The following is a 23,733-nucleotide window of genomic DNA, read 5'->3' as shown; positions in this document are numbered from 1 at the left end:
AATTGGATGGCCGAAATGGCGGCGTCGCGCTCGACTCGCTCAGAGCTTCGAGCCGCCATCCACATTGAGCGTCGCGCCGGTTGTCCATCTGGCCTGGTCGGAGGCGAGAAAGGTGATCGCAGCGGCGATATCATCGGGTTCGGCGAGCCGTTTGATGGCCTGAAGGCTGAGTGTCATGTCGCGGCCTTCGTCGGTGCGGGTGAAGCTCGACATGTCGGTTTGCACCACGCCGGGCGCGACTGCGTTCACGCGGATGCCGCGCGGTCCCAGGCCAACCGCGAAGTGGCGCACAAGGGTGTCCACGGCGCCTTTCGTGGCCGAGTAGGCCGATAGTTCGCCGACGGCCGCATGGGCCGCGAGCGACGAAAGCAGCGTGACGCTGCTGCCCTTGCACATGATCGGCAGCAATTGCTGAACGAGAAAATACGGAGCGCGGACGTTGACTGCGAACAGTTCGTCGAAATCTTCGACGCCTGTTTCCTCGAGCGTGGCTGCCTTCACGATGCCAGCGTTGGAAACGAGGATGTCGAGCCGTTCACCGACGATTGCCCGGACATGGCGCGCGAGCCTGTGCGGCCCGTCGGATTCGGCTAGATCGGCCTGGAGGGCATGGGCACGAGTGCCCGTCGCAGTGATTTCGGCGACGACGGCCTTGGCCTCACGCGCACCGCGGCCATAGTGAACGATGATCTGAGCGCCTGCCTGCGCGAGCGCAAGCGCAGTGGCGCGTCCGATGCCACGGGAAGCGCCGGTGACGAGCGCGGTCTTTCCTGTCAGGGTGTTCATGATCGTCCTTCCAGCAGATAACTGACATTGGGGCGAGGTAGGGTTTCGTCCGGCTGATGTGATCGAACGATAGCCGCCACTTGTCCGCGCGAAAAAGACTTTGTAAGCTGATCCCCATACCTGTCATGCATGACTAAAAGGAACGCGTGAATGGAACTGCGTCATCTTCGTTATTTCCTCGCCGTGGCCGAAGAGGGCAGCCTGACCGTCGCGGCGGAACGTCGGCTGTACACGTCCCAGCCGTCTCTGAGCCGGCAGATCAGAGACCTTGAATACGAAGTAGGTGCGCAACTGTTCGTGCGTAGCGCGCGTGGCATTGAACTGACCGACGCCGGCAAGGCATTTCTGGTCCACACGCGTCTCGCCCTTGCACAAGTCGATGCGGCGTGCGAGGCAGCGCGGCGGGCGGCGCGACCGTCCAAGCCGACGTTTGCGGTTGGCTTCCTGAGCGGACAGGAAGTGACCTGGCTCGCGGAAGCGACTCGCGTGCTCGCGAGCGATCTGCAGAGCATCGAAATGACGGTATCGAGCGAGCACTCCCCTGAACTCGCAGAGGGATTGTCGACGGGACGGCTGGACGTCGCCTTCATGCGTGCCGAAGCCAACCGACCCGACCTCGATTACGTGACAGTCGCACGCGAGCCTTTCGTCGTGCTGATGCCAAGCGATCATCGCCTTGCGGCCTTGGATGAGATCGACGTGCACGAACTGGCGGGTGAATTATTCATAGGTGGTTCAGACATAGCCGGTCCCATGCGCGGCGCGATCGAAAACTATCTGGCGACAAACGACGTCGTCATCGAGCCCGCGCATCGCGTGCACAACCTGACGATGGCGATGTCGCTAATCGCCTCGACGAGAGGCGTCGCACTACTGCCCTCCTATGCCGAGAAACTGCTGCCCTGGTCGGTAACAAGCCGACCACTCAAGGGCGAACCGCCGAGAATCGAGCTTGTGGTGGGCTATAACCGGAATAACCGCTCAGCGATTCTGTCGACGTTTCTGTCGCGCATCGACCAGATCAAGCAATAAGATGCACGACGCGGTGTGGCCTGTGTGGGGTGCAGTCCCGCATGCGTTGAAAGTGCTGAAACGCGCTGAAAGAAGCTGATGCTTACCGGTGTTCGCGCCGTTCGGGCGGCAGACAAAATTCTGACGACACTCGTGAGGCCGGGCAATACTGTCGAAGCTCAGATTTCCGCACTTCGCCGCGCTCTCGGAGACGACCGGGCGGCAATACGTACGGTGACCGGGCGCGGATACCAGTTCATCGCAGAAGTGCTCCCGCAAGTCACGAATTCGGATAGGCCCCCTGCTGCACCTGCAGACGGACCGGCTTTTTCGGGCCTGCCGCTACCTGCATAGGTCAGTCCTCTCATCGGCCGGGAAATTGCCGTACGCGAGATTTACCGTGGCCTGCAAACGCATCGTCTGGTCACGCCCGTGGGTACCGGCGGTGTGGGAAAGACGCGGTTGGCGCTCGAAGCCGCGCACGGGGCCGCCAGGATTGCCGAAAGGCTGCTTCGGATCGCCCCGCGAGCAGTCGTACTTGCAACAAGCCGCGAAACGCTGCGCGTTGCAGGGGAGCCGATCTATCGTGTTCCGTCGCTCGAGGTTCCCCCGGACGAAAATTGCGATGTCGCTCTCGACTACAGTGCGGTACGTCTCTTCGAAGAGCGTGTCGGACCGCATGCCGGGCTCAGCGTGGATTCACGGACAGCGTTGAGGCTGAAGTCGCAAATCTGCCGCCGGCTCGATGGAATTCCGCTGGCGCTGGAACTTGCTGCGGCATGTGTGCCGGCGTTTGGGCTCCAGGGCGTGGCCGACCGGCTCGGGAATCGCTTCCAGCTCTGCCTGAGCTATGGAGAGCGAAGGCGGAGGTGCTGGTCGCGATCCGGGGCGACGAAGCGATACCGGCGGCCGAATCGATTTTGACCGATGCTCTTAAGACGGCCCGGAAACACGGATTCCTTGCGTGGCAGTCGCGTTGCTCGTTGAGTCTTGCCCGGCTCCGACACATGAAAGGCGACGTGAAAGCCGCGCTCAATGCCATCTTTCCCGTGACGCAGCAGTCCGCGGGTGAGGGTGACATTGGCGCGGCAGGTCCGACGCTTACCGGCCGTGAGGCGAATCGCAGAAGCCGGCCGCGCAGATACTGAGCGCACGGCATCGGTCACGACAGGCTACCTTGCGGGCCGTCATGCCTTCGACGACGGACGTGCGTTGACTTTGTCGTACCACGCTTGCAGTGCGTCGAAGCCCGTAGGAATGCTCAGCTTCATGCCGCCCGCCGCGAAGTCGATCGCAACGAGCGTAGTAATGTCAGCCACCGAGAATGCGTCGCCCGCGACGAATGGCACTGTCTTGAGACGGTCGTTGAAATCGGCAAAGAAGTGCCCGACGCGCAGCTTGCTGCGCTCGACGATTTCGGGGATCTGCTCGTACGCATGCGGGCCTGAGAGCGCCCGACCTTTCAGCCCGGCAACGGCGTTCCTGACGCCCTCCATTACCGCCGAGAATCCGTCCAGCTCGGCACGTCGTTCCCACATCGTGACGAGCGCCTTCGTAGTTGGCGTCGTGCCTAGCAATGCGGGCTTCTCGGGGTAGGCCTCCTCGATGTAACGCCAGATTGCCGGGACTTCGCCAATCGCTGTGCCGTCTCGCAGCACGAGCGTGGGAACCTGGCGGCGAGGGTTGATCGCAACGTAGGCATCGGAGAATTGCTCTTTGGCGCCGAGGTCCACCGCCTTGGCAGGAAATTCGATGCCCTTCTCGGCAAGGAAGATGCGAACACGGCGAGAGTTCGGGGAAGCCTTCGATTCGAAGAAGGTGAGATCGGTGTTCATTGATGGTTCCATCCAGAAGTGTCGCTTGTATAGGGCTTCGCCGGTTCAGCAGGAAGCCCAAACCGCGTTGAAAGCTCAACCCGCTGTCTTGCCGCCGTCGACGGTGAGGATCTGCCCTGTGACAAACGCAGCACCGTCATTGGCCAGGTAGAGCACCGCCGCCGCGATGTCGTCAGGTCTACCGATTCGTGCGAGCGGAACCGTTGCCGCGAGCGAGGCCTTGTTCTCCGGCGTGCCGGTGAAACGGTCCAACATGCCCGTGTCGGTGGGACCAGGCGCTACGGCGTTGACGCGAACGCGCGCCGAAGCGGCCTCGAGTGCAGCCGATTTCGTGATCCCTTCCACAGCATGCTTGCTGCCCGCATACACCGAAGCGAAGGCCGCACCCTCATGACCATAAGTCGAGGATATGTTGATGATGCTGCCAGCTTGCTGTGCGGTCATCACGCGCAGTTCGTGCTTGAGGCTCAGCAACGTGCCGAGCACGTTGGTGTCGAAGGTATCAGCGTAGCTCTCGGCAGTCTGATCGACCACAGGTCCCGGTTTACCTTCCGTGCCAGCATTGTTGACTGCAACGTCGAGCCGGCCGAAGCGAGCAACGGTTTCATCGACGAGGTGACGGACGTCTTCGTCGCGGCGTACGTCAGCCTGCACGAAGAAAGCTTGTGCGCCTGCTTCGCGCAATTCGGCCTCGAGCGCCGAACCTTCCGCGGCACGGCGGCCCGACACGACGAGACGTGCGCCCAAGCGGGCGAATGCAAAAGCGGTGGCGCGGCCGATGCCCGTGAGGGCGCCGGTGATCAGGACGACGGGTTGGTTCATTTTGCGGCTCCAGTTAGGTAAGTTCATGTCAAACGCAACGCAGAGAGAGCTTCGATTCCAGGGGCGCGCGCAATATCTATTGCTTAATATGCAGCTCCCGTCACTGGACGCGAGTTACGCGACAGCGACGGTGACGTCGTCCGGCGCGTGTGGAATGCTCTAACTCGTGCATGCAGAGTAGCGTTTCAGCTCGCAACGCAAAAAGACTTTCCAGGCTGACCGGCATGCCTGCGAAGCATGGCTCCGGAGCTGGGGATAGTGGGAAAGCATGACTACCGATCTACGTTAGCGCGTTACGGTCCCGAAGCAGCGAACCTCATCGCTGGTGGAGCCTGGGTGCAACATCATCCATGGCGGCCATGGGTGAACACAGGCGACACCGCGCGCGCTCGATGGCGGCTGGTGCGCTCCAAAGCGGTCATGTGACTTTAAGTATGCCTAACGGCGGAAGCGGGTCGAGCTGAGCCGTCCACGGCCGGCGGCCTCGGCCACAACCGGTCGTTCGACACGGGCATGAAGATGGTTGACAATTGGTTCTTCGCCGACGATTGGTTGCCACATCCACTTCTTCGATTGGAACCCCTAATGCCAGTTCACGTACTACGTGTCGCTCGTCCAACGAATGATGTCGCTCGCGCGGCTGCGTTTTATATTCAAGGCCTTGGTTTCGAGGTATTGGCGCAATTTGTCGATCACCAAGGATTTGATGGCATCGTTCTCGGCCATCGAGAGTACCCGTGGCATATTGAACTGACTCACCAGCACAATGTGACGGTCCCGAATGCACCCACTAAGGAGCATCTCTTAGTCATCTATTTGCCGATGCTTGAGGAGTGGGAAATCGCCGTCGAAAGGTTCCGCGAATTGGGAAATGAACCGGTGCCAGCAGAGAATCCGTACTGGGATCGACGGGGTCTGACGTTCGAAGATCCCGATGGCTACCGCGTGGTCCTGCAGAATGCTTGTTGGACGCGCTAGCGCTGCTGGATCAGGTACTGCGCGGTCGTTCGGATGTGCGTTTGCGGCAGAGAGCCGCGTTCGGCCACGAACGGCCGTTCACAGGCCGAGCGTTAGTGCCCAGGGCCGGTTGCCATATTCGGTGCCTGCGGGGCCCTGAGAGACTCTTGGGAATCAAGCCTCGAATGCCTGAACCTGCGTTACTGCGAGCGCCCTACGGCCCTCGCATGTCGGCCGTCGGTAGTCGGTTCGAGAGCAAGCTGATCTGGGACGCTATCTTCTTCGCATCCTCCGGCGTCGCGGGATTGTAGACACACATGCTGAGATCAGTCCGGCCGTCGACGGAGAAGGTCGAATATTCGAAGGCGAGCGGGCCGAGCACCGGATGGCGGATGCGCTTGATGGCCTCGCCGTGGACCTCTCGAACCTCGTTGTCGCGCCACATCACCTTGAACTCGGGACTGAGCCGGCATAGCTCATCAACGAGAGGCGCCACCTCCGTTGCCGCTCCCGCACGCGCTGCATCGACGCGGAATGCACCGATGATGTGGCGCGCCACGCTCTCCCAGTCATACTGCACGGCGCGCGCACGCGGATCAAGGAAGATAGTGCGCAGCACATTGCGTTGGTTTGGCGGCAGGGAGCCATAGTCGCCCAACATGACAGTGGCCGCCCGATTCCAGGCAAGGACGTTCCAGGTGGCAGTGCGAATGAGGGCGGGGCTGGGGTCCAAAGCGTCGAGGACACGCTGCAGCCGAGGCGTGACACCTTCCTTCTCTTGGTAGCGGGCTTCGGGCGGCCGCCCGAGGCCAACTAGAAAAAGGTGCTCGCGCTCGACATCCGTCAGCATCAAGGCCCGCGATATTCGATCGAGCACATCCGCCGAGGGGGCACCGCCGCGACCTTGTTCAAGCCACGTGTACCAGGTGGGGCTGATATTGGCGCGCTGCGCCACTTCTTCACGGCGCAGCCCAGGCGTCCGCCGGCGCTCTGCGGGAAAGCCGAGTACTGCGGGATCAAGCTTCATTCGCCGGTCCCGCAAATAGGCGGCGAGGAGGTTTTCGTTGTCCTGGCGCGACTTCATGCTGTTAGTAGTCTTACCATAATAAGGTCACTACTTTACCGGAATACTCGCAAAGCTGACACTTGTCTCCAGCGAAACCTGGAGACAAGTTCATGCGCGTTTTCATCACCGGCGCTACCGGATTTATCGGCATTCCCACCGTTAAGGAACTGATTGCTGCGGGACATAAGGTTCTCGGCATGGCTCGTTCAGACGAGGGAGAAAAAGCCCTGGCAACTATTGGAGCGGACGTGCATCGCGGTTCGCTTGAAGACCTCGAAAGCCTTCGGAGGGGCGCAGCGGCGGCCGATGCCGTGATTCACCTGGGCTTTATTCACGACTGGTCCAACTTTGCAAGGTCTTGCGAGGTCGATCGCATCGCAATCGAAGCTTTGGGCTCAGTCCTCGCTGGCTCAGATCGGCTTCTGATCGCCACGTCGGGGACGGCAGGACTAGCCGGGCCGGGCCAGATCGCGACCGAGGACCATGACGTGCCGCCAGATTTCCCCTTTCCCCGCGTCTCGGAGCAGACGGCGCTATCACTGAGGGGCGTGCGCGCCTCGGTGGTGCGGCTTCCCCAAGTTCACAACACAATGCGGCAAGGGCTTCTGACTTACGCCGTTGCTGTGGCGCGCGAGAAAGGCGTGTCAGCCTATGTCGGGGAAGGACGCAACCGCTGGGCGGCGGCACACATCTCGGATGTCGCCCGTCTTTACCGGTTGGCGCTGGAAAAGAACGAAGCGGGCGCGAAACATCATGCGGTGGCTGAAGAAGGCGTGCTGATGCTGAATATTGCCGAAGCAATCGGCCGCGGGCTGAAACTGCCCACAAGATCCATATCCGCGGGAGAAGCTTCGACGCACTTTGGTTGGCTGGCAATGTTCGCTAGCCGCGACCTTGTGGCATCAAGCGAAAAGACGCGGAGGACGCTCGGCTGGACTCCGACCGGGCCCGGGCTGATTGCCGATCTAGAACGGCTTGGCGCATCGAATAGCTGAAGCATGCGGGCGCGCCGCACGCTTTTTTGAAGAACCGCTTTCGGCGACCCCGAACGTCTCTTGTGGGTCGGTTATGCCTTTTGCATCGAACGCACGCGGGCGATCATCCTTGCGCTCGGTCGTCGGGCTCTGGTCGGCCAAAAGCCGTCACTCGCCTATTACGCGGATCTGACCGAACCAACCCCGCTTTCAGTCATTGGGCTACGAGGTAACGCTTGGCTATACCTTCGTGGCCCGACTCGCCACGGCCTGCTCCGGAGTATCAGCTCGAAGCGGGAAAGCCATCGCTATACAGAACGCCGCCAGTGATACCAGTGACACGGTCAGCACGGCCCACTCTACGGGGCGGTAGCTGTGTCCGATCGCCCAAATAGTTGCCGCCGAGATTGGCGCAATGCCTTTTGCGATGTTCGACGGAGTCGACAGCAGTCCGTTGATCGCGCCGAACCCTTCAACCCACATCACGTCCTGCACGATCGTCCCTCGCAGAATCGTCATCATGCCGTTCGCGCCGCCGTAGACGACGGCAAACAGAACCAGCAGCACGGGCGACGCACCAGCAATCAGTAGAATGACCACAGACACCGGAAACGCTGTCGTGATCAAAATGCCGACGAGCTTCGGCGAAACGTTCCGCCCAAACGCGAACCACAGAATCCGGGCAAGCACCTGCGCAGGGCCGATGACTGCCATCGTCACGAGGATGGTGGACTGCTGAACATGGCGTTCGGTCATCAGCGGGACGAGGTGAAACGTCAGCGCGGCGAACGTCACGTAGTACGTCGTGAAGCACACGGCGAGCGCCCAGAACACCGGGGAGCGAAGCGCGCGCCGCGTGGACGCGGCGTTCGCTGCCTTGACCGCGGCCCGATCGATTGTCGCAGTCGGGCTCGTTCTGTTCCTTCGGATCGCCAGGACGTGAATTGGTGCGCAGACGCATAAATTGATACCCGCGAGCGCGAGCAGCGCGTGACGCCACGCAAGCAGATCAATCAGCCATTGCGTGAGCGGGATGAAAGCCGTGCTCGCGAATCCGGCGACGAGGGTAATCAGCGTAATCTTCGTGCGGAAGCTGTCGGGATAGCTTCGCGTGATGACGGCGAAAACCGGGTCGTACAGCGTGGCGGCCATCGAAATGCCGAGGCCCACCCATACGACGAACAGGGTCGCCAGACTGTGTGCCTGTGACCAGACCACGAGCATCGCCGAAGCGAGCAGCGATCCCGCGACCATGACGGCACGGCCGTGCCCGTGGTCGATCCACGTGCCGACCGGATATGCGGCCAACCCGGAGACGAGCAGGCCGACAGACAGCGCCGCATTGGTCGACGTGCGGTCCCAACCGAGGGCGTGTTCCATCGGTACGACAAAGAGCGAGAACGCGTAATAGATCGCCCCCCACGAAACGAGTTGCGCAGTGGCCAGTGCCCACGTCGCTGTCGTGCCATGGTCCTGCGGCGTGGACGCTGTCACTTTCTGATCTCCCTGTTCTACGCTCTCGGGTCTGGGTTAAATGCGAGAGGCCTGTTACGACGGCGTGCAACAGCTTGCCTTTTCGGCGGGGGCTGCCGGCGTGCAGCAGTTCGACGTCTCGACGACCTCTGCCGGTGCGCAACACGAGCTACCGCTCGCGGATTGTCCGCTCACGCCGCGGTCCGCGCTGCACACGCCGGTTTCCGGCAATTCCAGTTCAACGCGACGAGCGGCTTCGATGTCACCAGCAAGCCACGCCGCGATGGAGCGCACCTGCTCGTAGCCGGTCGCCATCAGGAACGTAGGCGCACGGCCATAGCTGGCCATCCCGGCGATGTAAAGGCCAGTGTCGGGTTGCGCCAGGATCTCCGCGCCATGCGGCCGTACCGTGCCGCACGAATGAAGATTTGGGTCGATCAGTGGCGCAAGTTCGCGGGGACACTCCAGAGAGGAATCCAGATCCAGACGCAACTCGCGCAGGATCTGCAGGTCCGGGCGAAGCCCCGTCGCGACGATCATTTCGTCGACCTGGACAGCGTGACCGTCAGCATCGCGGACGTCGAGCATCTCACCTTCCGCCCGGATTTCGTCGACGGCAAACGGCGTCAGCAATTCGACGCGGCCGGCGATGACGAGCTGCTTCAGCCGTTGACCCAGTGCGCCTCGCTCCGGCAACTGATCCGCGCTGCCTCCGCCATAGACGTGGCCCGGTTGCGCACGACGCATCGCCCACACGACGGTCGTGCCGGGCTCCTGCGCAGCCAGCGAAGCGAGATCGACGAGCGTGCCGATTGCCGAGTGTCCGGTGCCAATAACGAGCACCTTCTTGCCGGCATAACGGCTGCGCTCCGCCCCGAGAACATCGGGCATGCCATAACGAATCTGCCTATGCGCTGCACGTTCGCCGATGGCCGGCAGACCGGATGCGCCAGCCGGCGCCGACTGGCCCCAAGTGCCCGTCGCAACGATCACCGCACCGGCGAGAAGGCGCGCTTCGCTTCCGCCCTGTTCCTCGAAACGAATCTCGAACGGCTGCTGCTCGCGCAATGCGTTCTTGACCTTACCGGTGCGAAAACGCGCGATGCCCGTGACGCGTGTATTCAGGCGCAGGCACCTGGCGATCTCCGGCGTCTGCGCCAGCGGCAGCAGATACTGCTCGGCCAGCTCGCGGCCGGTCGGGTAACCGTCGGCGTCGGGCGCCGTCCATCCCTGTCGTTCAAGCAGCGCGCGGGAAGCACGGTCAACGTTGTACTGCCATGGGGAAAACATATGGACGTGCCCCCAGGCCAGCGGCGCGGAGCCCACGCTATCAGCCGCCTCGAAGATGACCGGATTCAAACCGTACTGGATCAGGTGAGCCGCTGCAGCAAGGCCCACGGGACCGCCACCAATGATGGCGACAGGCAGCGATGAACCAGACGATGGTCGGGACGCCTCACGCGCGGGCGCGCTTTTCGGGCTGCAGCATGAACTCACGGTCAACTCCTGCGGGTTGTAGGGGTGAAGTTGGAAGCAAACAATTGAATGGTGCGGGACGGGCTCAGAGCTTGGGCTGATTCACGCGCTTCGACAGTTCCTCGGCACTTTCCTTGCGCTCGCTGTACCTGTCGACCAGATAAGGGCCGATGTCACGCGTGAGCAGGGTGAACTTGACCAGTTCCTCCATCACGTCCACGACACGGTCGAAATAGGCGGAAGGTTTCATGCGTCCCGCCTCGTCGAACTCCAGAAATGCCTTTGCAACGGACGACTGGTTCGGAATGGTCAGCATGCGCATCCAGCGGCCTAGCACGCGCATCTGATTCACAGCGTTAAACGACTGCGATCCACCGCTCACCTGCATGACGGCCAGCGTTTTTCCCTGCGTTGGACGCACGGCGCCCATCGACAGCGGAATCCAGTCGATCTGCGACTTCATGATTCCGGTCATCGCCCCGTGACGCTCGGGCGAACACCAGACCATGCCCTCCGACCATTGCACGAGTTCGCGCAGTTCGGCGACCTTTGGGTGGCTTTCCGGCGCATCGTCGGGCAGCGGCAAGCCGCTCGGGTTGAAGGTGCGGACCTCGGCACCCATTGCAACGAGCAGGCGCGCGGCCTCCTCAGTCAGCAACCGGCTGAACGAACGCTCACGCAGGGAGCCATAGAGCAGCAGGAACCGCGGTGGATGCGTTGATACGGTGGCGGGTCGCAACTGGCCGATATCGGGCACGCAAAACAGCGCAGTGTCGAGTTGCGGAAGATCCGCGATGCGTTCAGACATGCTCACGCTCCACATCGATGACCTGTGCGAGATAGACGGCGATAGCGTTCATGCGCATTCGTACCAGTTTCTCGAACGATTGACGACGCGCACCACGAGCAGCATCACCGGCACTTCGACGAGCACACCAACCACCGTCGCGAGCGCCGCGCCCGACTCGAAACCAAACAGGCCGATGGCAGTGGCAACCGCCAGTTCAAAAAAATTGGAGGCGCCGATCAGCGCGGACGGGCAGGCGATGTTGTGCTTCTCGCCGACTGCACGATTGAGCCAGTACGCGAGCGACGAGTTGAAAAACACCTGGATCAGGATCGGAACAGCCAGCAGCACAATGACGAGCGGCTGACGGATGATTGCCTCGCCCTGGAATGCGAACAGCAGCACGAGCGTCACGAGCAGCGCCGTGATCGACCACGGGCCGATCTTCGCCATAACAGCGTCGAACGTAGGCTGCCCCTTTGCCAGCAGCACCTTGCGCAGAATCTGCGCGAGGATGACTGGAATAACGATATAGAGCACAACGGATGTCAGCAGCGTCGCCCACGGCACCGTAATTGCCGACATGCCGAGCAGCAGCCCGACCAGCGGCGCGAACGTGATGACCATGATGCTGTCATTCAATGCGACCTGCGACAGCGTGAACAGCGGATCGCCGCCGGTCAGCCGGCTCCATACGAACACCATCGCCGTGCACGGCGCGGCAGCCAGGAGAATCAAACCGGCCACATAGCTGTCGAGCTGGTCGGCGGGCAACAGCGGCGCGAAGACGTGCTTGATGAAGACCCAGCCGAGAAACGCCATCGAAAACGGCTTGACGAGCCAGTTCACGAACAGCGTGACGCCGATTCCTCTGACGTGCTGACGCACTTCGTGCAGCATGCCGAAATCGACCCGCACGAGCATCGGGATGATCATCACCCAGATCAGCAGCCCGACAGGGAGATTCACATGCGCGTATTCCATCCGTCCGATGGTCTGGAAGACGCCTGGCAGCAACTGGCCCAGCACGATGCCGACCAAGATGCACAGCGCAACCCAGACGGTCAGATACCGCTCGAAGAAACTGATGGCCGGCTTCGATGTGGCTTTTGCCGGCGACGTGACGTTAGGGGTGTTCATTGGACTGCCCGATGGAAATCAACTTTGCTGGATGCTGATCAGGGCTTGCTGTAGTTCCGCATTGCTCAGCGTATCGAGCGGAAGCGCCAGCAGCTGCAGCATGCGATAACCGATCGCCTGACGCGTCAGTTCGAACGCCTGCCGCTTGCGCTCGTCACCTCCCGGTGCATTGGACGGGTCGGCATATCCCCAATGCATCTGGACAGGGCTGCCCGGCCAGTACGGGCATTCCTCCGCGGCGGCGCTGTCGCATACGGTAATGACCACGCGCATTTGGGGAGCGCCGTCCGCGGCGAACTCGTCCCAGTTTTTGCTGCGATAGCCTTCCGTAGCGATGCCCGCGTTCGACAGCGCTTCCAGCGCGAATGGGTTGATGCGACCGCTCGGCGTGCTGCCCGCGCTATAGGCGCGCACATCCTTGCCGAGCTTTTGTGCCCAGTGATTGAGCATGCCTTCACCGAGCACGCTGCGCGCCGAGTTGTGGGTACAGAGGATGAGAATGTTAGTGGTCATGGTTGGATCTCAGTCATTGCTTGCCGATGTCGCGCACAGCATGGTGCAGCGCGACCGCGTCCAGTTTTTCGTGCGGAAGCGAAAGGAACAGCTCGATGCGGCGCTTCAGGGTGACGGCGGTATCCCACATCGCCTGCTTCCTGACTTCCTCGCTGCCCTCCACAGTTGCCGGATCGGTGACGCCCCAGTGGGCCGTAATCGGCTGCCCCGGCCAGACCGGGCACACTTCGCCGGCCGCTGCGTCGCAGACGGTAAACACGAAGTCCATTTCGGGCGCACCGTCCGTCGCAAATTCTTCCCAGTTCTTGCTGCGAAAACCCTCCGCTCCAACGCCGAATTTCTGCAGCGCCTGCAACGCAAGCGGATTGACCTGTCCCGCCGGGTGACTGCCGGCGGAATAAGCGTTGAAGCGACCAGCGCCGTAGTGGTTCATGAGGCCTTCGGCCAGGATGGACCGTGCCGAGTTGCCGGTGCAAATGAACAGGACGTTGTACGTTTTGCTGCTCATGGACGTCTCCGGAAATACGATTACAGCGGATTCTTTGACAAGGGCTCGCGCGTCACTGCTCGTCGCCGCATGCCCCGGGAAGACCGCCCGCAACGCAGGTTGCACCGGCGCAGCAGTTCTCCGTGAGGAAACCGATCAGCCCGGTCATCGCATCGAAATTCGCCGTGTAGATCACGAATCGTCCGTCCTGCCGCGACTTCACGAGATCAGCATGAGACAGGTCTTTCAGATGAAACGACAGGCTCGACGGGGCAAGGCCAAGCTGCTGTGCGATTTCACCCGCAGCCATGCCTTGCGGACCCGCGACAACGAGGGCTCGAAAGATCGCGAGTCGGGAATCGTGGGCAAGCGCGCCAAGCAGGCGGACGGCAAGGTTCGAGTTCATGGCGCAAGGATACGACAGTCGATTCGATATTTCAACATTTTTGGAAATGTAGGTGAGTGCCGAATGAATGAATGGCGAGCGACCAGTGGCAGCTATTTAGGGGAAAGCCGAGGCTGGGACGAGAACCGGCAACCGTCTCAGATGGGTCGATAAGCGCCCACACCGCGCTGATGAACGGTCATCCGCTAGCCGGGCCTCGGAATGCTGGAATGCTAGAGCGCTACCGGCGCTGCCCCTAGTGACGTCGAACTCCGCGCGTTGGAATTCGTTTCGCGTGCTTGCGCTGGCCATGCATAGGTACACCGGCCTGCCCGGTGCATTAGGCCGCGGCGCATCAGCCGCTCCAAAAATTACAGCCAAATTCGAACCGACGTAAATGCCCCGCCGAAAGACCTTTCCCGCGCCATACGTGACAAAGCGGATTGTGTCCACGCACCCGTCTCGACGGGCGAATGACTGCAGGTACGGATCGTGCGAGACGTCACACTGCAGCTGCCAGTAGGCGTCCGTAAATGTGTCGGCGACGGAACAACTGCTGGCAGGACGTTTGGCGCAGGCCAGTGGCATCAACTAGCCCCCATCTTCCAAGGAACATCCAGAGTATGGCAACCGGTACTGTCAAGTGGTTTAACGATGCAAAGGGGTTTGGGTTTATCACCCCGGACGACGGCGGCGATGACTTGTTCGCGCATTTCTCCGAGGTTCAGGGCTCTGGCTTCAAGAGCCTTCAGGAAGGCCAGAAGGTGAGCTTTGAAGTCAAGCAGGGCCCCAAGGGAAAACAGGCAGCGAACATCAAACCCGGGTAGTTTTTTGGGCCGCGAACGCGTCCCATCAGGGCAGCATGGCGGCGGGGAGCAGGCTTGTGGAACTTACCTGGCTGGAAGATTTCGTCGCTGTAGGAAAGCTTTGCAGTTTCTCAAAGGCTGCAGAGGTGCGTCATGCAACGCCGACGGCTGTGTGTCGCAGGGTGAAGGCCCTGGAGGCCTGGTATGGCGCCCCCTTGGTTGACCGGGCTACGTATCCCATCACACTGACCGCCGCTGGTATCAGCCTTCTCGATGTGGGCGAAAGATTGCTGTCTGATCTGTACCATTTTCGTCGGGAAGCGCGAGCATCGATCAACGAGAACGAGTTAAGCATTAAGCACCAGTCGTCCGCAGTCGTGAGAAGGACAGACGGCGAACCACGGGCTCGCTAACCCGGTATGTTCCCAATGGCGCGATCGCGTCCAGAGCGGCCAGTCACTCTCGCACCGCCGAAGGACTAAGATGGGTCGGCTGAGGCCGACCGCATCGGTGGAGAGGTCGGGCCACGAACAGTCAGTAGCAACCGCTGCATTTGGTCACCAAAGCGTCGTTCCGCCCCCCAACAAACGCCCCTCTCGGCACATACGCGATGTCTGATGCGGAGCCCCACTCCAGTTGTGGAAAGCGTATCGGTCAAGTGTGGCGTAGCGCGCGATCCAAGTCGTCGAGCAAGCGTTGGATCGCCACGCTATTGGGCTTGTAGTACACCCAGTTTTTGATTTTCTTCGAAGTCACCAGGTCTGCCGCTGCCAGCGCCTGCATATGCGTGGTGACAGTGGGCTGACTGAGGCCAGTCTTCTCGGTGATGAAGCTGACACAGACCCCATCCTTCACAAGGTCCGCGTCCCGCTGCGGTGGAAAGTGCTTTTCCGGCTCGGTAAGCCAAATGAGTATCGTCAGCCGGTGGCGATTCGAGAGTGCATGCAGCGCCTCCTGCAGCTGGTTCTCATCGACATTGTCCATTTTCGACATTGCTCAGATTTTCCTTGACGGGACCAACCTATATTGTACTCTTTCTATATAGCTACTTATCGATATAGGTCGACTATGGCGACGCACGCAATGACTTCCACGAGAACCCAGTCGATCGTACGCACGATCAGCGTTGCTGTCGTCTTCACGCTGTTCGTGGCGGTCGTGTTCGGCTTTGGGCTCTATCTTTTTGTGCTGGTCGTGCCAGTGATGCGGCAAAGTCTCGGAATCGACTATACGGCGATTGGCATCGTAACTGGTGGGACCCAGACGGCGTACCTCGTTGCGGCGTTAGTTTCTCCGCGCCTCACAACCCGCTTCGGCGAGGGGCAGGTCATTGTGGGCGCTGTCACTGCGGCAGCCTTGCTTTTGCTACTGTTCGCGAAAGTCCAGAGCGTAATGTCGGTCGGACTCGTTCTCGCCGGACTTGGGGCGACGGCGGCTTTCATGATGGTCCCGAGCGTCGGTGCAATCTCCGGTACAGTTCCCTTCGGGTACCGTTCCCGCGTCAATGGTCTGGTTTCGAGCGGCACGGCCTATGGGCAATTCGCGAATGGTCTTCTTGTGTCGCGGGGCTTACCAGCACACAGTTGGCACTCCATATGGATTGTGGCGGGGTCGGTCTCGCTCGTCATCGCGCTTGTGGGACTGCTTGCGCTTCGCCGCTTCGCTCCACAGGTTTTCAGCCGCAAGGCGCCAAAGCGCGCCGTAAGTCGTCGCGCGTCCGGCGGCCGGTGGCAATTGATGACTCGCACCAACCTGACGGTCTGGATACTGCTTGCGTTGAGCGGAATGGCTTGCGGGCCGTGGCAAAACTACCTGTCGAGCTTTCTGGCCGATGAGGGACATTCCCTGGCAACTATCGGGCAAGTCTGGTCGACGATTGGCGCGGTGGGACTGTTCAGCGGATTTGCCGCGGGGATGGCTGCCGACAAGGCAGGGGCACGGATTGCGCTCGCATTCTCCTTCACTGCACTCGCCGGCTCCGGTCTCCTGATCGCTTTCCATTCCGAAGCATGGCAATTGCGAGCGGCCGCCGTGTGTTTCGGTCTCTCGTTCTATGCGATTTACGGACTGATTCCCGCGTATATCAGCAAGACTATGGACCCTTGCTCGGCAACCACGGTGTTTGGTGTTGCCAACGTCTTTCTCGGTCTTGGAACGACATTGGGCAACGTGATGGGGGGCAATTTCGTAGCCTGGTTTGGTTCGCTCAAGGACGTTTTTATCACCGCGTCGGCGATTGCATGCGTGGCGATGATACTCACGGCGACGCTCCGTGATGAACGAGCGGTTACCTCCTGATATACCGCTTGCACTGCCAATTCGCCGTCCACCGAGCGCCTGCCTGCTGGACCGCTCTGGCTCGCTTTCCGTCGATGGCACTGTGTACGGCATGCGACGGTGGTCGGCCCAGAAGCTGCCTTTTACGATCGCAGCCACTCAGTCATTCGAGTGGCTGTTCGGCAGCGAACAGCGGACCTTCTCTAAAAAGATCGAATCGAGAATCCGGCGCTGCAAGCCGCACCACGGACGCGCAGATCAGTCGGCAGATTGAGCCGTGACATGGCGTCAGTGGTGTGATTGCCTACGTCGAGCGCTTGCCTGATTTGAAGCCCGCGATCGAAACCCGTCGATATTTCGCCCCCCGGTTTGACGTGACCGTCACGATCGCAGTGATTCGTCGTTCAGCCCGGACGATCGACACGCGTCTTGCGATCGTGAGCTACAGGGCCGGAATCACGTTTGGATATTCAAGATGGTACTCCACACGCTTGACGCCCGGCACGCTCTCCGCCGCAACGCGGATGGCCCGCTTTTCCTCTACAGATTCGATCACCCCGCATAGATGCGCGACACCATCCTTGACGCGCACGCAGTTTTTGGGCAATCCCCAGCTCTGCCCGTGCATCGTCCGGACTATCTCTTCGCGCAGGCTCGCGTCATCGCGCGAAACTAATTCCACGACCGGAGCAATCCGCGCGAGTGCGCGAATCAGGTTCGAGCGACTTAGATTTCCGATCAGCGTGCCACTCTTCAACACTGGCACGCTGTCGAGACGTCGACGCTCCATGAGGTCCGCGATCCGCTGGAGCGGCATGTCCTCCGAGATCGAAATCACCTCTTCGCACATCACGTCGCCGACGACGCGCCCGTGCTCCTTCAGATACCTCGCGGCCTGAGCGCGGGGGGACGACAACAGGAGTTCGAGCCACCACTGGCGCTTTCTGTGGCAGGTGCTGTTCTCCACTCGATGCAGAAGATCGCGTTCGCCGACGATACCGACAACTTGTCCGTTCTCGTCGACGACCGGCATGCTTCCGATATGGTTTTCGACCAAAAGTGTTGCCGCTTCGTGGATCGTCATGTCCGGTGTGGCAGTGATGACGGACGCAGTCATGATGTCTTGCGCGCGCATAGTTGCTCCTCCTGCTTGTTTGCGACGGGTCCTCGTCTGGTGCTCCCATCACGTGGCTTTGGCAGACCGTCCCGAGCCGATCGCTCGGTGCTGAGGCGCCTTGATTCCACAACCTGATTCAATTCCCGGAGGGGTCGGTGCTCATTGGGCAAACACCCGCCTTGAATAGACTTTTCTTATCGTTGAGCGCGATCGCGCCGACTGCGCTATCGCACTGCGAGTGAACAGTAGAGGTCCGGAATACAAAGGGCAATTGAGTCATCCAGTGCGGGCTGCGGAGCAAACGGAATCTGCGATGCGTCGAAGCGCGGAAACGGAGTGTTTCCCGAAGCACGGGAAAATACGGCGGAGTCTTCTAGCCCAGAATCGAAATCGTCGTTACCGGTCGCGGCAATACAGCATTGGACCCCGGCGGTGGCCATCGCCGTGAGCAGGCAGCAGGTTCGAACAATGTTGACCCGGCTCGCGCATCTCATGTCGAGGTTCCTTAAAAGGCCAGTTCAAAAAGAGCTCGTAACGGCAGTCTACTTTTCCGGCAAGCGGTTAACCTGGGATGCCTGAGCAATGGAGCAAGGAGTGCCAGCTGCTATCATCGATCGCCAGCTGTAGTTACTGATCGAAGCGCTAGTTCCGCGTCACAAATCGCGACGCAAGCGATACCTTGGGCGTCTGCGGGCCTCGGACTGTGCGGCACTCAATGGCATCCAGCTGTGCTGTCGACAGCGGCACGTTCAAGGCGGGCACGCTGCAATGCAATAGCGGCATGGGTCTAATCGTAGATGATTCGCTGACACCCGAACATAACCTGAATAGGTGATCGCGTGACTCTCTCTCGGCCCGTGCCGGTGCGACCTGTCCAGTCCACTTCGGACAGCCAGCCTGACGACTCGATGTTCGCGCTCCGGGATGAGCCCTCTGGCCGACCTGGCCGTCGGCCACGCAGACAGCATGTCAATGCGTTGCGACCTCAACGAGGATGTCCGCGTGCACATCTTTATCTCGCGCAGCGCGGAGGCTCCGCGATTTGCATCCACGGACAAGAAGCCTTTCGGCCTCGCCTTGCGCGGGTGGCTCGCCATCGTCGCCTGCAACGCCAGCGCCTGCAGTTTGCTATCTCAGCTTGCCGAGCCACAGCGCGGTGAGCGTTGAGCGATTCCGGACGTTGAATTTGGCGTAGATCGCCTTGATATGGACATGCGTCGTGTTCGGACTTTGGTCGAGCTTCTGCGCGATCTGCTTTTCCGTGAGTCCGTCGAGCAGCCACAGCAGCACCCTTCGCTCGGCCGTCGTCAGGGGCGCGTCGGCGATGAGCAGGCCGTGGCTGAGCAGTTGCTGCCGGTTGAACCATCTCAGCCCGTGCATCACGAAACCCAGACGCTCGAGATCCGGCGCAGAGAATCGGGGTGCCCGCACATCGCGAAACACGAAGAGATGAATCCGCACATCGTCATTGAGCGAGCAACGCACCTGGATGCTGTCGCCGTGGCCGACTTCGAGGTAGTGGCGCCGATAGTGCTCACCTTCAAACCATTCGGCGGGCATCGCCTCGAAGAGCAGGTTGGCGCAGAACGGCTCGTTCCCTGAGGCGGCCACGACATGTGACGAGTCGACGTGGCCGGACCAGAGCGTGTCGTACTGCTCCTGCACCGAAGCGACCATCGCCGGTACCGGATGCAGAAGCCGAACCAGTCGTGGACGCCAGCCGAACAAAGGATCCTTTGGCGCGAGCGAAGGCAATCGCACGACAACGGCCCAAAGCGCATTCTGTGCTTTGACCATGGCACAGAGCTTGGTTAGCAGATGGGACAGCGCGACATCGCCATCACCTGCTGAGAACTCGGCCAGCCGATCCCAGAGTGCATAGACGTCATCGTGCACCGGTGGATTGGTGGAATCCGCGAATGGAAGCATGTCGTCCTCAAGAAGAATGTGCGGATCACCGATCTTCGGTGAGCATGAGGGTATCACCTTTTCAGGTAGTACCGACGCGTATCACGGTGCTCGATACTGATGTGCCGCTCACAGCCGCGACCGTCATCAACTGGAACTAAACAGCACTGGGCACTCGATGTTTCATGGTGCGACGACACCCAGCGGACGCGGGACAAGGCTGCCGCGCGCGACTTGGCGAGCCAGCGCACCCGCCGCACCGATGTAATCAATCCTTGAACGCGCGCTTCCCGCCACAACGGGCGGGAAATACTGGCCTTTCCTGTAATGTCCAACACGGAGAGACACGGCAAATGGATAGCGAACCTCAGCCCGCGCCCGAGAGCGCCGCGGGACCAGCCCGGTCATTGCCCCCGGCAACGGGATGGTACCCCTGGCAGGTCAAACTTCAGTGGGCGGTGCTCGTGCTCGCCACGGCACTTTGCCTGGCCTTGTCCGTGCACGAAGGCGTCGAAGTCTTTGTCATCGGTGCCGTTTTTCTGGCGTCTGGCATATCCAGCATCGCGGGCTTCGCCTTCTCCGCAGTCTGCGGCGCAATGCTGTTCCATCTCTCCGCCGACCCGGTGCAGGTCGTCCAGATCATGATTGTCTGCAGTATCGCGAACCAGACAGCAATGGTCTGGTCACTCAAACGGGATATCCAGTGGCGGCCGCTGGCTGTTTTCCTGGTCGGCGGCGGGGTCGGACTGCCCCTGGGCATCGCCGTACTGCTCACGCTGGATCGTCACGTCTACACCCACGTGCTTGGTGTGTTCCTGGTTCTCTACGGGTGCTACATGCTCGCCAGGCGGCCGCTCGTCATCCGGCGCCAGGCGAAGGCACTCGATGTCTTGGCGGGATTTCTCGGCGGCGTCACGGGTGGCGCGGCCGGCTTTCCCGGAGCATTCGTGACCATCTGGTGCGGGTTCAAGGGGTGGAACAAGGACCGCCAGCGTGCCATGTATCAGCCGTTTATCCTGATCACGCAGGTCGCTGCGCTCGCTGCAATTAGTCTCTTGCGACACTCCGCCGGCAAAACCGGTTTCACCCCAGCCATTCTGCTCTGCATACCCGGGTCGCTGCTCGGAACCGCGATCGGCATGACGCTCTATAAACGGCTGTCCGACAATCATTTCGTATGGCTTGTGAATCTGCTGTTGATTGTCTCGGGGATCAGCTATTTTGGATAACTAGAGAATCCGCCGCAGAACGTGCGCCCCGTCGAATCTGGCTGTCCGCTCAAATGACCTCTGAACCGAAGCGGAGCGGCCATAGATGTCCAACAGCGCTTTGGTCCGCTATCGGGTCGCCTGCGGGCATCCGCGTCGGGCCGCAGGCGGCCCATGAAGGGCCACTCGCTCTCGGGCCGTCGCCGATGTTCGGATGACTCACACACCCCTTCCAGCGGCCGTTCACATGCGCGAGCCTGTATCGCTTGCCCTGGGATGGGGTTTATGTGTCCGCCTGCCGCTTATGTGCGTTGCCCTACATATACGCTTCGTCGCCCCTGGTCATCTACGTCAAATCATCTAGCCTTTTTCTGTCCGAAACGAGGATTGCGCGACGTCACGGTTGCCATATCCAGGCACCTCAGACCATCACAGGTCGACCCAGAGGGCGCTTGAGGTTACTACTCTCCAACGCGACAGGGGTGCCGACATGCCGCAAACCGTCCGAAAGTATTGGGGCCCCTTCCAGGGGCGCACGACGCTCAATTTCAACTGGGACGCCATCAACCACGACTCAACGGTCATCGTCACCGCCGCCGAGTACAAGGTGACGACGCCCGCCGACAGCGAGCACCGTTTCATCGGCGCGGCCACCATCACCGTCGACAACGTCTGCCCCCACGGGCCGCCATTCGACTCCAACCACGGCGTCACCTTCGTCGTCAACGTCAATTGGGGGGCGCCGCTGAACATCGTCACGGACGTCACCGTTCTCGACGATGCGCCGATCGAGATCCAGTACTGAGGCTGGGATCATGCCGCTGACCATCCGCAAGTACTGGGGGAAGTTCCTCGGCCGCACGACCCTCAACTTCAACTGGGACGCCATCGACCACGACTCGACGGTCATCGTCACGGCGTCGGAGTACGCCGACAACAAGGTCCGGTTCATCGGTGCGGCGACGATCTCCGCCGACAACGTCTGCCCCCACGGACCACCCTACGACCCCAACCACGGCGTCACCTTCGTCGTCAATGTGGACTGGAACTCGCCGCTGAACGTCGTCACCGACATCACCGTCCTCGACGCCAAGCCGATCGAGGTGCAGACGTACGTACCGGACGTGACCAACCGCCTCGCGGTGCGGTTGCAGTACCAGCAGAGTGACCAGTGGTGCTGGATCGCCTGCGGCGCCACCGTCGATCACTTCTACGACCCGGCAAGCACCTGGAAGCAATGCGAGGTGATGACGCAGATAGGACAGGAGATCAACGGGTTCCCGACGAACACCACTGCCTGCCCGTCGGCGCAGGCACTGATCCAGAACCCCGACCTGGCCGCTCGCTACGCCAACCCCTACGCCATCGGCGCCCGCTACGTGCTCGACGACGCCCGCCTGGGGATCGACACCCGCTATCTGAAATCCGGCGGGGTGACCGACGCGTTGAAGACGGTCGGCAACTACGCCAGCTATCACGGACCGGATCTGACTCTCGCCGATCTCAGAGCCGAGATCGACGCCGGGCGACCTGTTGTCGCCTCGATCACCTGGCTCAGCGGCGGGACCCACTTCGTCGTGATTGCCGGCATCCAGGGCGAGGGGCTGCTGATCCTCGATCCGGTCAACGGCGAGTGCTTCACGGAGTTCGGCGAGTTCCCCGGCACCTACTTCGGCGGAGCGACCCTTGACGGCTACGCCTTCACCAAACCCTGAGCCACCTCGAAGAGCACCGGCACTACGATACGGTCGCCGGAATGCCGCGCAGATGCGCGACACAGGGGTGGCGACCTCAGCGGACGTCTGGTGAGGCGGCGATGGTGTCGAGCAGGGTCGCCAGACGGATCGACTGCCCCGCCGTCCACGGGCTGGGACCGCCTCTTGCGGACGTTCGACAACCTCATCTGGATCGTCGACAATCGCAAAACCAACCGCCTACCGGGTTGGCGCCACGACAGACGATCAACGAACGGAGCATCCATGCGGCGTATCCTTGCCATAGGTGGTGGCGGCTTCATGATGGAAGACGCACCCTCGCCCATCGACCAGCATATCGTTAGTCTCACAGGAAAGGCGCGACCACGTATCTGCTACCTGGCCACACCAAGCGGAGACTTGCCTGAGCATCTTGGCAAGTTCCACGCCGCCTACGGCGACATGGACTGTGAGACTTCTCATCTTGCGTTCTTTCGGAAACCCGACTCGAAGTCGATCCTTACCACCGATTTCCGCACAAGGCTGCTTGAGCAGGACGCCATTTATGTCGGCGGTGGAAATACAAAATCAGCACTAGCTGTCTGGCGCGAGTGGGGGCTTGACACAGTTCTTCGGGAGGCGTGGGAGAGCGGCGTGCTGCTCGCGGGCATGAGTGCGGGCGCAATGTGTTGGTACGAGGCCGGTCTGACCGATTCGTTTTGGGGGGCAGCTTATCGTCCGCTCGACTGCCTTGGCTTGCTGCCCGGTGGTTGCGCCGTTCACTACAGCAGCGATCCAAAGAGACGCGAGACGCTGCATGCTGCATGCTGCATGCTGCATGCTGCATGCTGCGCAAAAAGCATATACGGTCCCACCTTCCATTGCCATCGATGATTTTGCGGCCGCTCTGTACTTGAGCACTTCTGTCGATAGCGTGTTTTCCTGGCGAGAGGGATCAACCGCATATCAAGTCTATCGCGAACACGAGACGGTGATCGAGACCGCGTTGCC

25 protein-coding genes and 1 pseudogene are annotated in these 23,733 nt (G+C 61.0%); 12 read left to right on the top strand and 14 right to left on the bottom strand.

Going from position 1 to position 23,733, the window contains the following annotated elements:
- Nucleotides 1-39: 39 nt before the first annotated feature.
- A complete protein-coding gene (locus AB3X99_RS32530; RefSeq protein WP_342948345.1) occupies nucleotides 40-786 on the bottom strand; it encodes an SDR family oxidoreductase in 747 nt (248 codons plus the stop codon).
- Between the two features lie 150 nt (nucleotides 787-936).
- Between AB3X99_RS32530 and AB3X99_RS32525 the strand changes: the two genes are divergently transcribed.
- The gene (locus tag AB3X99_RS32525) at nucleotides 937-1,818 is read left to right on the top strand and encodes a LysR family transcriptional regulator (protein WP_342948346.1); all 882 of its coding nucleotides are present in this window, start codon (nucleotides 937-939) and stop codon (nucleotides 1,816-1,818) included.
- Between the two features lie 78 nt (nucleotides 1,819-1,896).
- Entirely contained in the window at nucleotides 1,897-2,151 is a 255-nt protein-coding gene (locus AB3X99_RS32520) for a winged helix-turn-helix domain-containing protein (RefSeq protein ID WP_368619240.1), read from the top strand.
- Nucleotides 2,152-2,984: 833 nt separating this feature from the next.
- Here AB3X99_RS32520 and AB3X99_RS32515 read toward each other — a convergent pair.
- Nucleotides 2,985-3,632: a glutathione S-transferase gene (locus tag AB3X99_RS32515; protein ID WP_342948348.1), complete on the bottom strand. Its 648-nt coding sequence runs from the start codon at nucleotides 3,630-3,632 to the stop codon at nucleotides 2,985-2,987.
- 75 nt (nucleotides 3,633-3,707) lie between these two features.
- Nucleotides 3,708-4,454: an SDR family NAD(P)-dependent oxidoreductase gene (locus AB3X99_RS32510; RefSeq protein WP_069266914.1), complete on the bottom strand. Its 747-nt coding sequence runs from the start codon at nucleotides 4,452-4,454 to the stop codon at nucleotides 3,708-3,710.
- A 585-nt stretch (nucleotides 4,455-5,039) separates the two neighbouring features.
- On the opposite strand from AB3X99_RS32510, the gene AB3X99_RS32505 reads away from it, so the two are divergent.
- Nucleotides 5,040-5,432, top strand: a complete 393-nt coding sequence (locus AB3X99_RS32505; protein ID WP_368619250.1) for a VOC family protein — start codon at nucleotides 5,040-5,042, stop codon at nucleotides 5,430-5,432.
- A gap of 193 nt (nucleotides 5,433-5,625) precedes the next feature.
- On the opposite strand, the gene AB3X99_RS32500 is transcribed toward AB3X99_RS32505, so the two are convergent.
- Entirely contained in the window at nucleotides 5,626-6,495 is an 870-nt protein-coding gene (locus tag AB3X99_RS32500; RefSeq protein ID WP_069266915.1) for a helix-turn-helix transcriptional regulator, read from the bottom strand.
- A 92-nt stretch (nucleotides 6,496-6,587) separates the two neighbouring features.
- Between AB3X99_RS32500 and AB3X99_RS32495 the strand changes: the two genes are divergently transcribed.
- Nucleotides 6,588-7,472: an SDR family oxidoreductase gene (locus tag AB3X99_RS32495; protein ID WP_368619239.1), complete on the top strand. Its 885-nt coding sequence runs from the start codon at nucleotides 6,588-6,590 to the stop codon at nucleotides 7,470-7,472.
- A gap of 219 nt (nucleotides 7,473-7,691) precedes the next feature.
- On the opposite strand, the gene AB3X99_RS32490 is transcribed toward AB3X99_RS32495, so the two are convergent.
- The 7 genes from AB3X99_RS32490 to AB3X99_RS32460 form a co-directional block, all read right to left on the bottom strand.
- On the bottom strand, nucleotides 7,692-8,945 hold the full coding sequence (locus AB3X99_RS32490; RefSeq protein ID WP_368619238.1) for an MFS transporter: 1,254 nt from the start codon (nucleotides 8,943-8,945) through the stop codon (nucleotides 7,692-7,694).
- Between the two features lie 54 nt (nucleotides 8,946-8,999).
- Nucleotides 9,000-10,421: an NAD(P)-binding domain-containing protein gene (locus AB3X99_RS32485; protein WP_368619237.1), complete on the bottom strand. Its 1,422-nt coding sequence runs from the start codon at nucleotides 10,419-10,421 to the stop codon at nucleotides 9,000-9,002.
- A 64-nt stretch (nucleotides 10,422-10,485) separates the two neighbouring features.
- On the bottom strand, nucleotides 10,486-11,208 hold the full coding sequence (arsH, locus tag AB3X99_RS32480; RefSeq protein WP_368619236.1) for an arsenical resistance protein ArsH: 723 nt from the start codon (nucleotides 11,206-11,208) through the stop codon (nucleotides 10,486-10,488).
- A gap of 48 nt (nucleotides 11,209-11,256) precedes the next feature.
- Nucleotides 11,257-12,327 carry an ACR3 family arsenite efflux transporter gene (gene arsB, locus AB3X99_RS32475; RefSeq protein ID WP_368619235.1) on the bottom strand — a complete coding sequence of 357 codons (1,071 nt, stop codon included), beginning with the start codon at nucleotides 12,325-12,327 and terminating at the stop codon, nucleotides 11,257-11,259.
- A gap of 18 nt (nucleotides 12,328-12,345) precedes the next feature.
- Nucleotides 12,346-12,840 carry an arsenate reductase ArsC gene (locus AB3X99_RS32470; protein WP_368619234.1) on the bottom strand — a complete coding sequence of 165 codons (495 nt, stop codon included), beginning with the start codon at nucleotides 12,838-12,840 and terminating at the stop codon, nucleotides 12,346-12,348.
- Between the two features lie 13 nt (nucleotides 12,841-12,853).
- Nucleotides 12,854-13,348, bottom strand: a complete 495-nt coding sequence (locus AB3X99_RS32465; RefSeq protein ID WP_368619233.1) for an arsenate reductase ArsC — start codon at nucleotides 13,346-13,348, stop codon at nucleotides 12,854-12,856.
- Between the two features lie 52 nt (nucleotides 13,349-13,400).
- Nucleotides 13,401-13,733, bottom strand: a complete 333-nt coding sequence (locus tag AB3X99_RS32460; protein ID WP_368619232.1) for an ArsR/SmtB family transcription factor — start codon at nucleotides 13,731-13,733, stop codon at nucleotides 13,401-13,403.
- Nucleotides 13,734-14,335: 602 nt separating this feature from the next.
- On the opposite strand from AB3X99_RS32460, the gene AB3X99_RS32455 reads away from it, so the two are divergent.
- Both AB3X99_RS32455 and AB3X99_RS32450 read left to right on the top strand, forming a co-directional pair.
- Nucleotides 14,336-14,539 (top strand): cold-shock protein, encoded by a 204-nt coding sequence (locus AB3X99_RS32455; RefSeq protein ID WP_368619231.1) that lies wholly within the window; start codon nucleotides 14,336-14,338, stop codon nucleotides 14,537-14,539.
- Nucleotides 14,540-14,574: 35 nt separating this feature from the next.
- Nucleotides 14,575-14,931, top strand: coding sequence for a LysR family transcriptional regulator (locus tag AB3X99_RS32450; protein WP_368619230.1), 357 nt, complete (start codon nucleotides 14,575-14,577; stop codon nucleotides 14,929-14,931).
- Between the two features lie 241 nt (nucleotides 14,932-15,172).
- Here AB3X99_RS32450 and AB3X99_RS32445 read toward each other — a convergent pair whose 3' ends face one another.
- Nucleotides 15,173-15,511 carry a helix-turn-helix transcriptional regulator gene (locus tag AB3X99_RS32445; RefSeq protein ID WP_083245449.1) on the bottom strand — a complete coding sequence of 113 codons (339 nt, stop codon included), beginning with the start codon at nucleotides 15,509-15,511 and terminating at the stop codon, nucleotides 15,173-15,175.
- Nucleotides 15,512-15,601: 90 nt separating this feature from the next.
- Between AB3X99_RS32445 and AB3X99_RS32440 the strand changes: the two genes are divergently transcribed.
- A complete protein-coding gene (locus AB3X99_RS32440) occupies nucleotides 15,602-16,816 on the top strand; it encodes an MFS transporter (protein ID WP_069266917.1) in 1,215 nt (404 codons plus the stop codon).
- Between the two features lie 421 nt (nucleotides 16,817-17,237).
- On the opposite strand, the gene AB3X99_RS32435 is transcribed toward AB3X99_RS32440, so the two are convergent.
- Nucleotides 17,238-17,930, bottom strand: a complete 693-nt coding sequence (locus AB3X99_RS32435; RefSeq protein ID WP_069266918.1) for a CBS domain-containing protein — start codon at nucleotides 17,928-17,930, stop codon at nucleotides 17,238-17,240.
- Nucleotides 17,931-18,542: 612 nt separating this feature from the next.
- Here AB3X99_RS32435 and AB3X99_RS32430 point away from each other — a divergent pair.
- Nucleotides 18,543-18,635, top strand: a pseudogene (locus AB3X99_RS32430) (IS5/IS1182 family transposase); the annotation flags it as partial.
- Nucleotides 18,636-19,040: 405 nt separating this feature from the next.
- Here the strand turns inward: AB3X99_RS32430 and AB3X99_RS32425 are convergent.
- Nucleotides 19,041-19,841 carry a helix-turn-helix transcriptional regulator gene (locus AB3X99_RS32425; RefSeq protein ID WP_141710792.1) on the bottom strand — a complete coding sequence of 267 codons (801 nt, stop codon included), beginning with the start codon at nucleotides 19,839-19,841 and terminating at the stop codon, nucleotides 19,041-19,043.
- Nucleotides 19,842-20,173: 332 nt separating this feature from the next.
- On the opposite strand from AB3X99_RS32425, the gene AB3X99_RS32420 reads away from it, so the two are divergent.
- The 4 genes from AB3X99_RS32420 (at nucleotide 20,174) to AB3X99_RS32405 (ending at nucleotide 23,616) form a co-directional block, all read left to right on the top strand.
- Nucleotides 20,174-21,049 carry a sulfite exporter TauE/SafE family protein gene (locus AB3X99_RS32420; protein WP_368619229.1) on the top strand — a complete coding sequence of 292 codons (876 nt, stop codon included), beginning with the start codon at nucleotides 20,174-20,176 and terminating at the stop codon, nucleotides 21,047-21,049.
- Nucleotides 21,050-21,518: 469 nt separating this feature from the next.
- Nucleotides 21,519-21,833, top strand: coding sequence for a hypothetical protein (locus AB3X99_RS32415; protein WP_342949458.1), 315 nt, complete (start codon nucleotides 21,519-21,521; stop codon nucleotides 21,831-21,833).
- Nucleotides 21,834-21,843: 10 nt separating this feature from the next.
- Nucleotides 21,844-22,743, top strand: coding sequence for a papain-like cysteine protease family protein (locus AB3X99_RS32410; protein WP_368619228.1), 900 nt, complete (start codon nucleotides 21,844-21,846; stop codon nucleotides 22,741-22,743).
- Nucleotides 22,744-23,007: 264 nt separating this feature from the next.
- Nucleotides 23,008-23,616, top strand: a complete 609-nt coding sequence (locus tag AB3X99_RS32405; RefSeq protein ID WP_368619227.1) for a Type 1 glutamine amidotransferase-like domain-containing protein — start codon at nucleotides 23,008-23,010, stop codon at nucleotides 23,614-23,616.
- Nucleotides 23,617-23,733: the final 117 nt, after the last annotated feature.

The organism is Paraburkholderia sp. BR10882, assembly GCF_040948855.1.
Classification (GTDB): domain Bacteria; phylum Pseudomonadota; class Gammaproteobacteria; order Burkholderiales; family Burkholderiaceae; genus Paraburkholderia; species Paraburkholderia nodosa_A.
Note: the sequence above shows the minus strand (reverse complement) of the source record. Positions and strands in the feature narration are given on the sequence as shown.

Bases quoted from the DNA above. Each gene is read 5' to 3' on its own strand.
- AB3X99_RS32530 (WP_342948345.1), bottom strand. From the start codon at position 786: ATGAACACCCTGACAGGAAAGACCGCGCTCGTCACCGGCGCTTCCCGT.
- AB3X99_RS32525 (WP_342948346.1), top strand. From the start codon at position 937: ATGGAACTGCGTCATCTTCGTTATTTCCTCGCCGTGGCCGAAGAGGGC.
- AB3X99_RS32520 (WP_368619240.1), top strand. From the start codon at position 1,897: ATGCTTACCGGTGTTCGCGCCGTTCGGGCGGCAGACAAAATTCTGACG.
- AB3X99_RS32515 (WP_342948348.1), bottom strand. From the start codon at position 3,632: ATGAACACCGATCTCACCTTCTTCGAATCGAAGGCTTCCCCGAACTCT.
- AB3X99_RS32510 (WP_069266914.1), bottom strand. From the start codon at position 4,454: ATGAACCAACCCGTCGTCCTGATCACCGGCGCCCTCACGGGCATCGGC.
- AB3X99_RS32505 (WP_368619250.1), top strand. From the start codon at position 5,040: ATGCCAGTTCACGTACTACGTGTCGCTCGTCCAACGAATGATGTCGCT.
- AB3X99_RS32500 (WP_069266915.1), bottom strand. From the start codon at position 6,495: ATGAAGTCGCGCCAGGACAACGAAAACCTCCTCGCCGCCTATTTGCGG.
- AB3X99_RS32495 (WP_368619239.1), top strand. From the start codon at position 6,588: ATGCGCGTTTTCATCACCGGCGCTACCGGATTTATCGGCATTCCCACC.
- arsH (WP_368619236.1), bottom strand. From the start codon at position 11,208: ATGTCTGAACGCATCGCGGATCTTCCGCAACTCGACACTGCGCTGTTT.
- arsB (WP_368619235.1), bottom strand. From the start codon at position 12,327: ATGAACACCCCTAACGTCACGTCGCCGGCAAAAGCCACATCGAAGCCG.
- AB3X99_RS32470 (WP_368619234.1), bottom strand. From the start codon at position 12,840: ATGACCACTAACATTCTCATCCTCTGTACCCACAACTCGGCGCGCAGC.
- AB3X99_RS32465 (WP_368619233.1), bottom strand. From the start codon at position 13,348: ATGAGCAGCAAAACGTACAACGTCCTGTTCATTTGCACCGGCAACTCG.
- AB3X99_RS32460 (WP_368619232.1), bottom strand. From the start codon at position 13,733: ATGAACTCGAACCTTGCCGTCCGCCTGCTTGGCGCGCTTGCCCACGAT.
- AB3X99_RS32455 (WP_368619231.1), top strand. From the start codon at position 14,336: ATGGCAACCGGTACTGTCAAGTGGTTTAACGATGCAAAGGGGTTTGGG.
- AB3X99_RS32450 (WP_368619230.1), top strand. From the start codon at position 14,575: ATGGCGGCGGGGAGCAGGCTTGTGGAACTTACCTGGCTGGAAGATTTC.
- AB3X99_RS32445 (WP_083245449.1), bottom strand. From the start codon at position 15,511: ATGTCGAAAATGGACAATGTCGATGAGAACCAGCTGCAGGAGGCGCTG.
- AB3X99_RS32440 (WP_069266917.1), top strand. From the start codon at position 15,602: ATGACTTCCACGAGAACCCAGTCGATCGTACGCACGATCAGCGTTGCT.
- AB3X99_RS32435 (WP_069266918.1), bottom strand. From the start codon at position 17,930: ATGCGCGCGCAAGACATCATGACTGCGTCCGTCATCACTGCCACACCG.
- AB3X99_RS32425 (WP_141710792.1), bottom strand. From the start codon at position 19,841: ATGCTTCCATTCGCGGATTCCACCAATCCACCGGTGCACGATGACGTC.
- AB3X99_RS32420 (WP_368619229.1), top strand. From the start codon at position 20,174: ATGGATAGCGAACCTCAGCCCGCGCCCGAGAGCGCCGCGGGACCAGCC.
- AB3X99_RS32415 (WP_342949458.1), top strand. From the start codon at position 21,519: ATGCCGCAAACCGTCCGAAAGTATTGGGGCCCCTTCCAGGGGCGCACG.
- AB3X99_RS32410 (WP_368619228.1), top strand. From the start codon at position 21,844: ATGCCGCTGACCATCCGCAAGTACTGGGGGAAGTTCCTCGGCCGCACG.
- AB3X99_RS32405 (WP_368619227.1), top strand. From the start codon at position 23,008: ATGCGGCGTATCCTTGCCATAGGTGGTGGCGGCTTCATGATGGAAGAC.